The organism is Burkholderia sp. BCC0322, from assembly GCF_902833045.1.
Taxonomy (GTDB): Bacteria; Pseudomonadota; Gammaproteobacteria; order Burkholderiales; family Burkholderiaceae; genus Burkholderia.
This window is the reverse complement of sequence record NZ_CADFDU010000018.1, coordinates 79,764-94,316: the sequence shown is the minus strand read 5'-3', so window position 1 is coordinate 94,316 and position 14,553 is coordinate 79,764. Positions and strand designations below refer to the sequence as shown.

Genomic DNA, 14,553 nt, shown 5'->3' with positions numbered 1-14,553 from the left:
GCGATCCTGCCACCCTACTGGAATTCGCGATGGTCCGCCGGCCGAAGCGCGCCTATCCGCGTGCCGCACGTGCGGCCGTCGACGCGCGCCCCGTCGTCGCGACGATTGCGAACGCGATCGCGTTCGCGGCGGCGCTGGCCAGGATCGGCACGAGATAGCCGCCGCCCGCGTCGTAGATGAAGCCGGCCGCGGTCGGCCCGATCAGCGTGCCGAATGCGACGCTCGTATAAAGCACGCCGATGATCCCGCTCACGTTGCGGCCGCCGAAATGGTCCATCACGACCGCCGGCAGCACCGCGACCCAGCCGCCGTAGAACACGCCGAACACGAGTGCGAACGCGGCAAGTGTCGCGACGGTGCCCGCGCCCGCCCACGCGACGAGCGCGACGGCCATGCCCGCGAACATTGCGAGCAGCGATGTGCGGCGGCCGAAGCGATCGGCAAGGCCGCCGAGGAAGAAACGGCCGGCCGTGCTGCCGACGCCGATCGCGCCGAGCAGCGGCACGGCCGTCGATGACGAGACGCCGTGATCGAGCGCGTACGGCACGAGGTGAACGAACGGGACGAACACGCCGAACGAGCAGATGAGGCATGCTGCGTAGAGGCTCGCGAACGGACGCGACGTGACGGCTTCACGCACCGTCGCGCCGGCCGACGCCGAAGCAGCGTCCGGCTTGCGACTCGCCGCCGCACCGGACACCGAAGCTCCCGCCTCGCATCCGGCGACTTTCGCGCCGCTGCCTTCGACGGGCTCATGCGCGGCCTCCCCGTCCGGCAGCAGCCCCCGCCCGCGTGGATCGTTCTCGATCAGCAACGACATCCCCGCGCCGATCACGAGCGCGATCACGGCCAGCGTGAAATAGGCGCCGCGCCAGCCGACATGCGCGATCAGCGCGGATGCGAGCGGCGGCATCACCAGCGTGCCGACGCCGATCCCGGCGACCGCGAGCCCCGACGCGAAGCCGCGCCGGCGCACGAACCAGCGCTGCACGGCGCCGACGGCCGGCACGTACGCACAGCCGACGCCGAGACCGACACCGAGCCCGTACGCGACATAGACCTGCATCAGCGTATGCGCGGCCCCGGCAGCCGCGAGCCCGATGCTCGTCAGAAGCATCCCGGTGACGGCAAGGCGCCGCGAGCCGAAGCGGTCGGCCAGCGGCCCGCTGACGATGCCGAAACCGAAATACAGGAAGCCGGCCAGCGAGAACACGAGCGAGATCTGTCCGCGCGACGCGGCGAAATCCCGCTGCAGCGACTCGACGAACGCGCTGAACGTATATGCGCTGCCGAAACCGACGAACGTGACGGCAAACGCGGCCGCAACCACGTACCAGCCGTAGAAAAGGCGCGACGCGCCCGGGCGGTTCATGACGATGCTCCTCTCAGGTTTCGCCGGCCGCCAGGCGGCGTCCGGATTGCCTCATGGATATAGTTGAACTATGTTGATCGGATCGGCCGCCGACCGGCAGTCGCAAGGCATACGATCGAATGCGCCAACGTTACTCGTGCGTACGCGTCGTCTCAAACGATATTTCGTCGGACTTTCGATTTAGAAAAACTGAATGAATCGTTCCCGCTTGCCGCCGCTCAACGCGCTTCGCGCATTCGAAGCGGCGGCCCGCCACCTGTCGGTGAAGGCCGCCGCCGAGGAGCTGTCGGTCACGCCCGGCGCGGTGAGCCAGATGATCCGCACGCTCGAGACGCATCTCGGCGTGCAACTGTTCGAGCGCGTCAACCGCGGCATCCTGCTCACGGCCGCCGGCCGCGACTACCTGCCGCCGGTGCGCAACGCATTCAGGCAGATCGCCGATGCGTCGCAGCGCGTGTCGGGCGCCGCCGACAGCGGCGTGCTGACGGTGAGCGTCACGCCGTTCTTCGCATCCGCGTGGCTCGTCCCGCGCCTCGCGCAGTTCCGGGACGCTTGCCCGGACGTCGACCTGCAGGTCGTCACCAGCCACGCGCTCGCGGATTTCTCGCGAGACGGCGTCGACGTCGCGATCCGTCATGGCCTCGGGCGCTACATCGGGCTGTGCAGCGAGCGCCTGCTGACGGTGGAGATCGTCGCGCTCGCGTCGCCCGAACTCGTCGCGCGGCTCGGCATGCCGGCGACGCCAGCCGACCTCGTCGGCTGGCCGCAGTTGCACGACGCCGAGCGCAAGGGCTGGCACATCTGGTTCGGCGCGCAGCGGATCGACGATTTCGGCCCGCCGCGCGGCCCCGCGTTCGACGATTCGGGCCTGTTGCTGCAGGCGATCGTCGCCGGCCAGGGCGCCGGGCTGCTGCCGGCCGCGATGGTGCGAGGCGAACTGGCAAGCGGCCGGCTCGTGCAGCTCGCCGACGTCGCGTGGCTCGACGATTTCGCGTACTACCTCGTCTATCCGCCGCATCACGCGGAACGGCCAAAGGTCGCGGCATTCCGCCGATGGATCCTCGACGCGGCACAGGCCGACGGCGCGGCATCGATGTCCGGCGCGGCGTAGCGTCACGCCCCCTCACGGCGCGGTTCCTCGGCCGATCGGCTAACATTCGGCCCGAAACCGATAACAACAGACCGAGAGAGACCATGCCTGCCCTGCTCCGCTGCGCGACCCGCATCGCGACCTTGTCCGCCGCGCTCTTCGTCGCGTGTGCCGCATTACCGCCGTCCGCGCATGCCTACCGCGCATCGCCCGGCTACGGCAACGAAGCCGATCTCGACCGACACGACACATATCGCAACCGCGACGGCGAAACCGTGCACGCCCCCGCGCATTCGAAATCGGGCCGCGTGCCCGATGGCGCGAGCGCGCGCTGCCGCGACGGCACGTACAGCTTCAGCCGTCACCGGCGCGGCACGTGCTCGGGGCACGGCGGCGTCGCCGCGTGGCTGTAGCCTCGGGCGATCGGCCAATCCGGAACCGAGCGGCCACCCGCCGCTGTCAGCGACACTCGGCGGCGAAGTACAATAGCCGCTCGCGCCGCCGACACGCGGCGCCGCCGCCGCGCCGCGCGCGGCACGCTCCGTACCGAATCACCCGACGCCGCCACGTGCGCGCTGCGCGGCAGTCTCAACCACTTCTGAATTTCACACCGAAATGGCCCAATACGTTTTCACGATGAACCGGGTCGGCAAGATCGTGCCGCCCAAGCGCCAGATCCTGAAGGACATCTCGCTGTCGTTCTTTCCCGGCGCGAAGATCGGCGTGCTCGGCCTGAACGGCTCGGGCAAGTCGACGCTGATCCGCATCATGGCGGGCGTCGACAAGGACATCGAAGGCGAAGCGACGCCGATGCCCAACCTGAACATCGGCTACCTGCCGCAGGAGCCTCAGCTCGACCCGACGAAGACGGTGCGCGAAGCCGTCGAGGAAGGCCTCGGCGACCTGTTCCAGGCCAACAAGAAGCTCGAGGAAATCTACGCGGCGTACGCGGAGCCGGACGCCGACTTCGACGCGCTCGCGGCCGAGCAGGCGAAGTACGAAGCGATCCTCGCGTCGAGCGACGGCGGCAGCCCCGAGCAGCAGCTCGAAGTGGCCGCCGACGCCCTGCGCCTGCCGGCGTGGGACGCCAAGATCGAACATCTGTCGGGTGGTGAAAAGCGCCGCGTCGCGCTGTGCAAGCTGCTGCTCGAAAAACCCGACATGCTGCTGCTCGACGAACCGACCAACCACCTCGACGCGGAATCGGTCGACTGGCTCGAGCAGTTCCTGGTGCGCTTCCCGGGCACCGTCGTCGCGGTCACCCACGATCGCTACTTCCTCGACAACGCGGCCGAGTGGATTCTCGAGCTCGACCGCGGCCACGGCATTCCGTGGAAGGGCAACTACAGCAGCTGGCTCGACCAGAAGGAAGAGCGCCTGAAGCAGGAAGAAGCGTCGGAATCGGCGCGCCAGAAGGCGATCAAGAAGGAACTGGAGTGGGTGCGCCAGAACCCGAAGGGCCGCCAGGCGAAGTCGAAGGCGCGTATCGCGCGCTTCGAGGAACTGAGCAGCCAGGAATACCAGAAGCGCAACGAGACGCAGGAAATCTTCATCCCGGCCGGCGAACGCCTGGGCAATGAAGTGATCGAGTTCAAGAACGTCAGCAAGTCGTTCGGCGACCGCCTGCTGATCGACAACCTGAGCTTCAAGATCCCGGCCGGCGCGATCGTCGGCATCATCGGCCCGAACGGCGCCGGCAAGTCGACGCTGTTCAAGATGCTGACGGGCAAGGAACAGCCGGATTCGGGCGAAGTCGTGATGGGGCCGACCGTGAAGCTCGCGTACGTCGACCAGAGCCGCGACGCGCTCGACGGCACGAAGACGGTATTCGAGGAAATCTCGGGCGGCGCCGACGTGCTGACGGTGGGCAAGTACGAAACGCCGTCGCGCGCGTACATCGGCCGCTTCAACTTCAAGGGCGGCGACCAGCAGAAGATCGTCGGCAACCTGTCCGGCGGTGAGCGCGGCCGCCTGCACCTCGCGAAGACGCTGATCTCGGGCGGCAACGTGCTGCTGCTCGACGAACCGTCGAACGACCTCGACGTCGAAACGCTGCGCGCGCTGGAAGACGCGCTGCTCGAATTCGCGGGCTCGGTGATGGTGATCTCGCACGATCGCTGGTTCCTCGACCGCATCGCGACGCACATCCTCGCGTTCGAAGGCGATTCGCAGGTCACGTTCTTCGACGGCAACTACCAGGAGTACGAAGCCGACAAGCGTGCGCGCCTGGGCGAGGAAGCCGCCAAGCCGAAGCGTCTGCGCTACAAGCCGATCAGCCGCTGACCGGCACGGCCCGGGTGCCCGGCACCGCGGCAACGCGAGGCCAGGCACCGCGGGCAGCCGCATCGGGACGCGGCACAACAAAAAAGCGGGCCGCTGGCCCGCTTTGTTCATCTGATGGCGGGCTGCTCGCCGGCCGCTTACGCGAACGCGCCCAATTCGCGCAGCCGCGCCTCGGTCGCCGCCGCACTCGTGTGATGAATGCCGTGCCAGCCGAGCGCTGTCGCGGCCGCGGCATTCTTCGCGTTGTCGTCGATGAACACGAGTTCGTGCGGCGCGATGCCCGGCAAGTGCGGTTCGATCCGCGCATGCATCTCGCGGTAGATCGCCGGATCGGGCTTCACGAGCTTCACGCGGCCCGACACGACGATCTCCTTGAAACGCCGCAGCACCGGGAAGTTGTCCCACGCATACGGAAACGTCTGCGCGGACCAGTTCGTCAGCCCGAACAGCGGCATCCCCTGCACGTCGAGTCGATCGACGAGTGCGGCGCCTTCATCGAGCACGCCGCCGATCATCTCGTGCCAGCGCGCGTAGAACGCGCGGATCAGCGCCTCGTGCTCCGGAAACTTCGCGACGCGCTCGGCCGTGCCCTCCTCGATCGTCTGCCCGCCGTCCTGGCGGATCACCCAGTCCATCGCGCACACGTGCGTGAGAAACCAGCGACGCTCGGCCTCGTCGGGAATCAGTTGCCGGTAAAGATAGTCGGGGCTCCAGTCGATCAGCACGCCGCCGAAATCGAACACCACGGCCTTGATCGTCATGCGAACTCCGTCGCAAGAACATCCGCGAGCGGGCGCGGCGTCACCGGGTTGCCCGACAGCGTATTGTTCTGCCATACGAAGTGATGGTGCGCGACGATCTGCGCGGCCGACAGGTGCGTACGCTCGTTCGTCGTGTGCAGGTCGGACACGACGATCGTCCGGTAGCCGAGCAGCGCCGCGCGGCGCGCGGCCGAATCGACGCAGAACTCGGTCGCATAGCCGCAGATCAGCACCGAACGAATGCCGTGGCGGTCGAGCTGCGCCGCGAGCGGCGTGTCGTGAAACGCGTCGCTCACCTGCTTGCGCACGTGCCAGTCGTCGTTCCCGACGACCAGCCCCGCATGCAGCTCCCAGCCCGGCGTGCCGGGCACGATGTCGTCGTCCGCATCGCCGTCGTGCTGCACGAAGCACACGGGCGCGTTCGCCGCGCGCGCCGCCGCCGTCAGCCGGTTGATGCCCGATACCACGTCATCGAGCCGGTAAGCGGGCCGCGCCCGCTCCACCAGCCCGCGCTGCATGTCGACCACGATCACTGCGGTGTCCGCCATTGCTTGCCCTCGGTTGTGTCGTTCGGCCGTGGTCAGGCCGTTATCGCTTGCTGTGTCAGATCGGCTGCGTACGCGCGTCGAGCCACGCCTTGGCATCGCCGCTCAGGTGCCGGCCGACACGCTCGCGCACCGTCGCGTGATATGCGTTCAGCCACGCGCGTTCCTCGTCATGCAGCATTTCGATCAGCACGCAGCGCGTGTCGATCGGGCACAGCGTCAGCGTCTCGAAGGCGAGGAAATCGCCGAATTCCGTCTGCCCGGCCGCGCGGTTCACGACCAGGTTCTCGATCCGGATGCCCCACTGGCCGGGACGGTACACGCCCGGCTCGATCGACGTGATCATGCCTTCTTCCATCGCCGTGTACGGCTCGGCCGGCGCGTAGTGCGAGATCACCTGCGGGCCTTCGTGCACGTTCAGGAAGTAGCCGACGCCATGCCCCGTGCCGTGGCCGTAGTCGAGCCCGGCCGCCCACATCGGCGCGCGCGCGATCGCGTCGAGCATCGGCGAGCGGATGCCGCGCGGGAAGCGGGCGCGCGACAGCGCCATCATCGACTTCAGCACGATCGTGAAATCGCGCCGCTGCAGGTCGCTGACGGTGCCGACCGGCACGACGCGCGTGATGTCGGTCGTGCCGGTCACGTACTGGCCGCCCGAATCGATCAGCAGCAGGCCGTCGCCGGCGATCGTCGCGTGCGACTCAGGCGTCGCGTGGTAGTGCGGCATCGCGCCGTTCGCATTGAAACCCGCGATCGTCGCGAAGCTCGCCGACACATAGCCGGGGCGACGCGCACGCGCGGCCGTGAGTTTTTCGTCGATCGTCAACTCGGTGATCGTCTCGCGGTTCACGGCCTGCTCGAACCACGTGAAGAATTCCGCGAGTGCGGCGCCGTCGTGTTCCATCGTCACGCGCACGTGCTCGATCTCGGCGGACGTCTTGCGCGACTTCGCGAACGTCGACGGATTCACGGCCTCGACTAGCTTCACGCCGGCCGGCACCGCCTCGAGCGTGCCGAACGTCACGCGGCGCGGGTCGATCAGCAGCGTCGCGCCGTCAGGCAGCGACGCAAGCGCGGCGCGCGCGGCGTCGTAGGCGCGAACGTCGACACCGTCCTTCGCGAGCGATGCGGCCAACGCCGGCGACACCTTGCCGTCGGCGACGAACAGCGTCGCGCGATCGGCGCCGATCATTGCGTGCGCAACGAATACGGGATTGAAGTTGACGTCGGCGCCGCGCAGGTTGAACAGCCATGCGAGGTCGTCGAGCGTCGAGACGAAATGCCATTGCGCGCCCTGCGCGCGCATCGCGCGGCGCACTTCGGCCAGCTTGCTCGCGCGTGTCGTGTCGGCCTGTGGCGCCGCGTGCTCGAACACCGCGTCGCCGGGCAGCCCCGGCCGCTCGGGCCAGATCGCGTCGAGCAGGTCGAGATCGGTGCGCAGCGCGATGCCGCGCGCGTTCAGCGCGCCCGTCAGCCCGCGTGCGGCCGCGACGCCGAGCACGGCGCCGTCGACGCCGACCGTCGCACCCGCTGCCACGTTCTGCGCGAGCCAGTCGACGTGCGGCGCGCTCTGCTGCCCGCCCGTCATCTTCATCAGTTGCACGCCCGTGCCGGCCAGTTCGGCATCGGCCTGCACCCAGTAGCGGCTGTCGACCCACAACCCCGCGAAATCCGCGGTCACGACCAGTGTGCCGACCGAGCCGGTGAAGCCGGACAGCCAGCGGCGCGCCTGCCAGCGCTCCGGCAGGTACTCTGACAGATGGGGATCGGCGGACGGCACGAGATAGGCGGCCAGGTCCTCGCGGGCCATGGCGTCGCGCAGCAGCGCGAGGCGGGCCGGCACCGGCGAGACTTCGGGAAGACGGGCATTCATGATTTCACCTGAGAACATTCAGCGACGGGCCGACAGCGCAACCGTCACGGCTACGACGAGGAACGCGACACCGGTGCAGACCGGCCATTCGAGCGTCTCGCCATCGTAAAACAATCCAGAGAGATTGCCGGCCATGCGGGCCGCACCCGCGCCGACGATGCCGGCGAGCACCGCGATCCACCATGCCGGCCGGCCCGTGCGCCGCATCGGGTGCAGCCATCGGCCGAACAGCCCGACGGCCGCTCCCAGGACAAGCATTCCAAACCAGTTCATTCGACGCCTTCTATAAATTCAGATTCGTCCCATAGGCGTGAACGTTGCCAGCGGCTAGCATCGATTCATCCATCGAACCCGAGACCAGCCGGGTGCCGCCAACGTTCGAGTGTAGGGGCCGACTCGGCGTTATGGCAAGCGCGCGCCGGCTGCCGTATTGAAGAAATTCTCATGCGAATCGCTCTGATCGATCCGGACGCGCGGCATGCCGCGCTCCTGAACCGCCTGCTCTTCGCAGGCGGTCATGTGTGCCACGCGTTTCCGTCCAGTGCGGCGTTCTTCGAGTGGCTCGCCGCCGGCACCTGCGACATGCTGATCACCTGCCAGTGGGCCGGCGACCAGCCGGCCGAGGAAGTCATTCCGCGCGCGCAGGCCATCCTGCCCGGGCTGCCCGCCATCGTCGTGATGCTGTTGCCGCGCGAAAGCGAAATCGTATCGTGCCTGCACGCGGGCGCCGACGATTGCCTCATACGCCCCGTGAGCGGGCCCGAAATGCTCGCGCGCGTCAACGCGCTGAGCCGGCGCGCCGGCGTGCGCCGGGCCCCCACCCGGTCGCGCGAAATGTATGGCGATTACGCTTTCGACGCCACGCACTCCCTCGTTCGCTTTGGCGGCGCAATCGTTTCACTCACGCCGAAGGAGTTTCGTTTCGCGCAGTTGCTGTTCACGAACCTGTCGCGGCCGGTGTCGCGCGCCCATATCCTCGAAACAGTGTGGGCGCGCCGCCGCGACATGAAGTCGCGCACGCTCGATACCCACGCGTCCCGGCTGCGCAGCAAACTGCAACTGCTTCCGGAGCGCGGCTACCGGCTGCTGCCGCTCTACGGCTACGGCTATCAACTCGACCGCGTGCCGATCGAGCCCCCAAATTCCCGGCCACGGCACGCTGATGCCCGGTATGCGACGAGTGAGGAAATCGCTGAAACGCTATAATATGGGGCTAAACGATAGCCCTCGATATGCAACTCCTCACGATCGGAATCAATCACCACACTGCGCCTGTCGCCCTGCGCGAACGCGTGGCGTTTCCGCTCGAGCAGATCAAGCCGGCTCTCGTCACGTTCAAGAACGTGTTTCTCGGCCCCCAGGCACCCAATACGCCCGAAGCGGCGATCCTCTCCACCTGCAACCGCACCGAACTGTATTGCGCGACAGACGATCGCGCGGCACGCGAAGGCGCGGTCCGCTGGCTGTCGGAGTATCACCGGATTCCGGTCGACGAGCTCGCGCCGCACGTCTATGCGCTGCCTCAGTCGGAAGCGGTCCGGCACGCATTTCGCGTCGCATCCGGCCTCGATTCGATGGTGCTCGGCGAAACCCAGATTCTGGGCCAGATGAAGGACGCCGTCCGCACCGCGACGGAAGCCGGCGCGCTCGGCACCTATCTGAACCAGCTGTTCCAGCGCACGTTCGCGGTGGCGAAGGAAGTACGCGGCACGACTGAAATCGGCACGCAGTCGGTGTCGATGGCCGCCGCCGCGGTGCGCCTCGCGCAACGGATCTTCGAAAAAGTGTCCGATCAGCGCGTGCTGTTCATCGGCGCCGGCGAAATGATCGAGTTGTGCGCGACGCACTTCGCCGCGCAAGGCCCGCGCGAACTCGTGGTTGCGAACCGCACGGCCGAACGCGGCCAGCGGCTCGCCGAGCGCTTCAACGGCCGTGCGATACCGCTCGCGGATCTGCCTGCCCGCATGCACGAATTCGACATCATCGTGTCGTGCACGGCGTCCACGCTGCCGATCATCGGCCTCGGCGCAGTCGAGCGCGCGGTGAAGGCGCGCCGCCACCGCCCGATCTTCATGGTCGACCTCGCGGTGCCGCGCGACATCGAGCCCGAGGTCGGCAAGCTGAAGGACGTGTTCCTCTACACCGTCGACGATCTCGGCGCGATCGTGCGCGAAGGCAACGCGTCGCGCCAGGCGGCAGTCGCGCAGGCCGAAGCGATCATAGAGACGCGCGTGCAGAATTTCATGCAATGGCTCGACACGCGCAGCGTCGTGCCGGTGATCCGTCACATGCATACGCAGGCCGACGCGCTGCGCCGCGCCGAAGTCGACAAGGCGCAGAAGCTGCTCGCACGCGGCGACGATCCGGCCGCCGTGCTCGAAGCGCTGTCGCAAGCGCTGACCAACAAGCTGATCCACGGCCCGACGAGCGCGCTCAACCGCGTGAACGGTGCCGATCGCGATTCGCTGATCGACCTGATGCGCGGCTTCTACCAGCACGCACCGCGCTCGAACGACCAGTCCGGCCACTAGCGCCGGCCGATCGCCCTGCCGCCGGCCGCGCGCCGGCCTATCCTTTCCGAATACCCCTTGCCAGGGAGCGCCGCTCCACACCATGAAGACGAGCATGCAACGCAAGCTCGACCAGCTGTCCACACGGCTGGCCGAACTGAACGACCTGCTGAGCCGCGAAAACGTCACGGCCGACCTCGACCAGTACCGCAAGCTGACGCGCGAACATGCTGAACTCGGCCCGGTGGTCGAACAGTATGCGCTGTGGCGCCAGTCGCGCAGCGACGAGACGGCCGCGCAGGAGCTGCTCGGCGATCCGTCGATGCGCGACTTCGCGGAAGACGAAATCCGCCACGCGCGCGAGCGCATGACCCGCCTCGAGACCGAGCTGCAGAAGATGCTGCTGCCGAAGGATCCTAACGACGACCGCAACATCTTCCTCGAAATCCGTGCGGGCACGGGCGGCGACGAATCGGCGCTGTTCGCGGGCGACCTGCTGCGCATGTACCTGCGCTTCGCGGAGCGCCAGCGCTGGCAGGTCGAAATGATGTCGGAGAGCGCGTCGGATCTCGGCGGCTACAAGGAAGTGATCGTACGGATCGCGGGCCAGGGCGCGTATTCGCGCCTGAAGTTCGAATCGGGCGGCCATCGCGTGCAGCGCGTGCCCGCCACCGAGACGCAGGGGCGCATCCATACGTCCGCGTGCACGGTCGCGGTCATGCCGGAAGCCGACGAAATCGGCGAGGTCGAGATCAATCCGGCCGACCTGCGGATCGACACGTTCCGCGCGTCCGGCGCGGGCGGCCAGCACATCAACAAGACCGATTCGGCGGTGCGCGTCACGCACATCCCGACCGGGATCGTCGTGGAGTGCCAGGACGACCGCTCGCAGCACAAGAACAAGGATCGCGCGCTGAAGGTGCTCGCCGCGCGCATCAAGGACAAGCAGTATCACGAGCAGCACGCGAAGGAAGCCGCGACGCGCAAGAGCCTGATCGGCTCCGGTGACCGCTCGGAACGGATTCGCACGTACAACTTCCCGCAGGGCCGGATGACCGACCACCGGATCAACCTGACGCTGTACCGGCTCGAAGCACTCATGGACGGCGACCTCGACGAACTGATCAGCGCACTGGTGAGCGAACACCAGGCCGAACTGCTCGCGTCGCTCGGCGATGCCGACTGAGGCCGCGATGCCCGACACCACCGTCCGCGAACTGCTGCGCGCGTCGCCGCTCGATGCGGTCGATGCGCGCGTGCTGCTCGCGCACGCGCTCGGCTGGACGCGCACGCAACTGATCACGCGCGACGACGCGCCGCTCGACTCGGCCGCGGTCGAACGCTACCGCGCGCTCGAGGTACGCCGCGTGGCCGGCGAGCCCGTCGCGCAGCTCGTCGGGATGCGCGAATTCTTCGGCCGGGCGTTCGACGTGACGCCCGACGTGCTGATCCCGCGCCCTGAAACCGAACTGCTCGTCGAAGCCGCACTCGATGCGATCGACGGGCTGTCGCATCCGGCCGTGCTCGATCTCGGCACGGGCAGCGGCGCGATCGCCGTATCGATCGCCGCCGAGCGCCCCGATGCGCGCGTGTGGGCGCTCGACCGTTCGCCGGCTGCACTCGCGGTCGCGCAACGCAACGCCGGCAAGCTGCTCGACGCGCACCGTCCCGGCGGCCCGCTGCACTGGCTGGAGAGCGACTGGTACGCGGCGCTCGATCCGGCGCTCGCATTCGACACGATCGTCAGCAACCCGCCGTACATCGCGCAGCACGATCCGCATCTCGAGCAAGGCGACCTGCGTTTCGAGCCGCGCGGCGCACTCACCGACGATGCCGACGGTCTCAGCGCGATCCGCACGATCGTCGCCGGCGCCAGCCCCCACCTGAAGCCGGGCGGCACGCTCTGGATCGAGCATGGCTACGACCAGGCCGAGGCCGTGCGCGCGGTGCTCGCAGCGCACGGCTTCGTCGCAGTCGAATCGCTCGCCGATCTGGCCGCCATCGAACGCACGACAGGCGGCCGCCTGCCGGGCTGATGCCCGGCCCGCCCGGTTGAAATCCGCTATCATTTCGATCTACCGCCCCGCTAAAGCAAGGTCAGTCATGGACACCCAACAACGTATCAAGCAAATCGTCGACGAAAACCAGGTCGTGCTCTTCATGAAGGGCAACGCGCAATTCCCGATGTGCGGCTTTTCGGGCCGCGCCGTCCAGGTGCTGAAGGCCTGCGGCGTCGACCAGTTCAAGACGGTCAACGTCCTCGAAGACGACGAGATCCGCCAAGGCATCAAGGCCTTCTCGAACTGGCCGACCATCCCGCAGCTCTACGTGAAGGGCGAATTCATCGGCGGTTCGGACATCATGATGGAGATGTACCAGTCGGGCGAGCTGCAGCAACTGTTCGCCGCCGCGTAATACGCGTCGCCCCCCCCCTTTCGATGGCATCTCCCAGCGCGCCGCCACGCCGGCTGATCGTCGCGATCACCGGCGCCACCGGCGCGGTCTACGGCGTACGGCTGCTCGAGCTGCTGCGCGCCGCCGGCGGCGTCGAAACGCACCTGCTGATTTCGAACGCCGGCTGGCTCAACATCCAGCACGAACTGAAGCTGTCGAAGGCCGATGTCGAAAGCCGTGCGGACGTCGTGCATTCGGTGCGCGACGTCGGCGCGACGATCGCATCGGGGTCGTTCGCGACCGACGGAATGGTGATCGCGCCCTGCTCGATGAAGACGCTCGCGAGCGTCGCGCACGGACTATCCGACAACCTGATCACGCGCGCCGCCGACGTCACGTTGAAGGAACGCCGCCGCCTCGTGCTGATGGTGCGTGAAACGCCGTTCAACCTCGCGCATCTGCGCAACATGACGGCCGTCACCGAAATGGGCGGCATCGTCTTCCCGCCGCTGCCCGCGTTCTACGCGATGCCGAAGACGATCGAGGAACTCGTCGACCAGACCGTCACGCGCGTGCTCGACCTGTTCGCGCTCAGCGCACCGCTGACGACGCCGTGGGCCGGCATCCGGCACGCTCAGTAAGCGCGCACCCCACAGATCCGATCTTCGCGCATCCTCGCCGATTTCAACGGAAAATCACCCGATTTCACGAATACGGCGCCCACCTGCCGTGGAACGCACGACGTCGCCCGCATTATCAACAATCAAGCGCCAATCAAATTCCAGATCGCGGATTTATCAATACCCGGTGCACGCCTATAGTCACAGGCAAATCCCTTTGCAGGCCACCACCATGAACCGCTTGCCTTCGCTCTACCTGTCCCACGGCGCCCCGACGCTGCCGATCGACCCGACGCTGCCGTCCGGCGCATTCACGCACCTTGCGGCCGAATTGCCACGCCCGCGCGCGGTGCTGATGCTGTCCGCGCACTGGGGCACGCAGCGCCCCGTCGCCAGCATCGCCGCGCATCCGGAAACGATCCACGATTTCTACGGCTTTCCGCAGGCGCTGTACGACATCCGCTACCCGGCGCCCGGCGCGCCCGACGTCGCCAAGCGCGCGGCCGAGCTGCTGAATGCGGCCGGCATCGAGACCGCGACGACCGAGCACGGCCTCGACCACGGTGCGTGGGTGCCGATGCTGCTGATCTTCCCGGAAGCCGACGTGCCGGTGGCGCAGTTGTCGATCCAGCCGCGCGCGGATGCCGCCCACCACTTTGCGCTCGGCCGCGCGCTGCGACCGCTGCGCGACGAAGGCGTGATGGTGATCGGCTCGGGCCAGATCACGCACAACCTGCGCGCCGCCGATTTCAGTGCGGCCCCCGAGGATGCGGACCCGCGCGTCACGGCATTCACCGACTGGTTCGAGGCGAAACTGGCCGCGCGCGATGTCGACGCGCTGCTCGACTACCGCCGGCAGGCACCGCATGCAGCGTTGATGCATCCGACCGACGAGCATCTGCTGCCGGTGTTCGCGGCGCTCGGCGCGGCGGACGACGACTACCAGCTCGGCATCCAGTCGCTCGGCACTTACCAGCGGGTGCTCGCGATGACGAACTACGTGTTCGCCAGCACGGCCGCCTGAGCGGCGCACGGCAAGCGCCGACCGCCCAACAAAAAGCCCGCCCGAGCATCGCTCGGGCGGGCTTTTTTCCGCTGCTTGCTG

Annotated in this window: 15 protein-coding genes; 10 read left to right on the top strand and 5 right to left on the bottom strand. The window is 67.7% G+C overall.

Annotation, left to right across the window (positions count from 1 at the left end):
* Positions 1–52 precede the first annotated feature (52 nt).
* The gene (locus HWX39_RS32535; protein WP_175971684.1) at positions 53–1,372 is read right to left on the bottom strand and encodes an MFS transporter; all 1,320 of its coding nucleotides are present in this window, start codon (positions 1,370–1,372) and stop codon (positions 53–55) included.
* A 193-nt stretch (positions 1,373–1,565) separates the two neighbouring features.
* Here HWX39_RS32535 and gcvA point away from each other — a divergent pair, with 193 nt between their 5' ends.
* The 3 genes from gcvA (at position 1,566) to ettA (ending at position 4,745) form a co-directional block, all read left to right on the top strand.
* Positions 1,566–2,483: a transcriptional regulator GcvA gene (gene gcvA, locus HWX39_RS32530; protein WP_175971683.1), complete on the top strand. Its 918-nt coding sequence runs from the start codon at positions 1,566–1,568 to the stop codon at positions 2,481–2,483.
* 83 nt (positions 2,484–2,566) lie between these two features.
* On the top strand, positions 2,567–2,875 hold the full coding sequence (locus tag HWX39_RS32525; RefSeq protein WP_175971682.1) for a DUF3761 domain-containing protein: 309 nt from the start codon (positions 2,567–2,569) through the stop codon (positions 2,873–2,875).
* Positions 2,876–3,077: 202 nt separating this feature from the next.
* Complete coding sequence (gene ettA, locus HWX39_RS32520) at positions 3,078–4,745, top strand: energy-dependent translational throttle protein EttA (RefSeq protein WP_175957705.1); 1,668 nt, start codon at positions 3,078–3,080, stop codon at positions 4,743–4,745.
* Between the two features lie 137 nt (positions 4,746–4,882).
* Here ettA and HWX39_RS32515 read toward each other — a convergent pair whose 3' ends face one another.
* From HWX39_RS32515 to HWX39_RS32500, 4 genes are read right to left on the bottom strand one after another with little or no spacing between them, the layout of a single operon-like run.
* A complete protein-coding gene (locus HWX39_RS32515) occupies positions 4,883–5,506 on the bottom strand; it encodes an HAD-IA family hydrolase (RefSeq protein WP_175971681.1) in 624 nt (207 codons plus the stop codon).
* Positions 5,503–6,054: a cysteine hydrolase family protein gene (locus HWX39_RS32510; protein ID WP_175971680.1), complete on the bottom strand. Its 552-nt coding sequence runs from the start codon at positions 6,052–6,054 to the stop codon at positions 5,503–5,505. Before HWX39_RS32510 ends, HWX39_RS32515 begins: the two co-directional genes overlap by 4 nt.
* Before the next feature lie 55 nt (positions 6,055–6,109).
* On the bottom strand, positions 6,110–7,924 hold the full coding sequence (locus tag HWX39_RS32505) for an aminopeptidase P family protein (protein WP_175971679.1): 1,815 nt from the start codon (positions 7,922–7,924) through the stop codon (positions 6,110–6,112).
* An 18-nt stretch (positions 7,925–7,942) separates the two neighbouring features.
* Positions 7,943–8,197, bottom strand: a complete 255-nt coding sequence (locus HWX39_RS32500; RefSeq protein ID WP_175971678.1) for a hypothetical protein — start codon at positions 8,195–8,197, stop codon at positions 7,943–7,945.
* Between the two features lie 309 nt (positions 8,198–8,506).
* Between HWX39_RS32500 and HWX39_RS32495 the strand changes: the two genes are divergently transcribed.
* The 7 genes from HWX39_RS32495 to HWX39_RS32465 all read left to right on the top strand — a co-directional run bounded on the left by HWX39_RS32495 (position 8,507) and on the right by HWX39_RS32465 (position 14,472).
* A complete protein-coding gene (locus tag HWX39_RS32495) occupies positions 8,507–9,130 on the top strand; it encodes a response regulator transcription factor (RefSeq protein WP_244135138.1) in 624 nt (207 codons plus the stop codon).
* Positions 9,131–9,156: 26 nt separating this feature from the next.
* Positions 9,157–10,455 carry a glutamyl-tRNA reductase gene (gene hemA, locus HWX39_RS32490; RefSeq protein WP_175957699.1) on the top strand — a complete coding sequence of 433 codons (1,299 nt, stop codon included), beginning with the start codon at positions 9,157–9,159 and terminating at the stop codon, positions 10,453–10,455.
* Positions 10,456–10,537: 82 nt separating this feature from the next.
* Positions 10,538–11,620 carry a peptide chain release factor 1 gene (prfA, locus tag HWX39_RS32485; protein WP_175971676.1) on the top strand — a complete coding sequence of 361 codons (1,083 nt, stop codon included), beginning with the start codon at positions 10,538–10,540 and terminating at the stop codon, positions 11,618–11,620.
* Between the two features lie 7 nt (positions 11,621–11,627).
* Entirely contained in the window at positions 11,628–12,470 is an 843-nt protein-coding gene (prmC, locus tag HWX39_RS32480; protein ID WP_175971675.1) for a peptide chain release factor N(5)-glutamine methyltransferase, read from the top strand.
* A gap of 67 nt (positions 12,471–12,537) precedes the next feature.
* The gene (gene grxD, locus HWX39_RS32475; protein ID WP_006477066.1) at positions 12,538–12,849 is read left to right on the top strand and encodes a Grx4 family monothiol glutaredoxin; all 312 of its coding nucleotides are present in this window, start codon (positions 12,538–12,540) and stop codon (positions 12,847–12,849) included.
* Between the two features lie 23 nt (positions 12,850–12,872).
* Positions 12,873–13,469, top strand: a complete 597-nt coding sequence (locus HWX39_RS32470) for a UbiX family flavin prenyltransferase (RefSeq protein WP_175971674.1) — start codon at positions 12,873–12,875, stop codon at positions 13,467–13,469.
* 211 nt (positions 13,470–13,680) lie between these two features.
* A complete protein-coding gene (locus tag HWX39_RS32465) occupies positions 13,681–14,472 on the top strand; it encodes a class III extradiol ring-cleavage dioxygenase (protein WP_175971673.1) in 792 nt (263 codons plus the stop codon).
* Positions 14,473–14,553 lie beyond the last annotated feature (81 nt).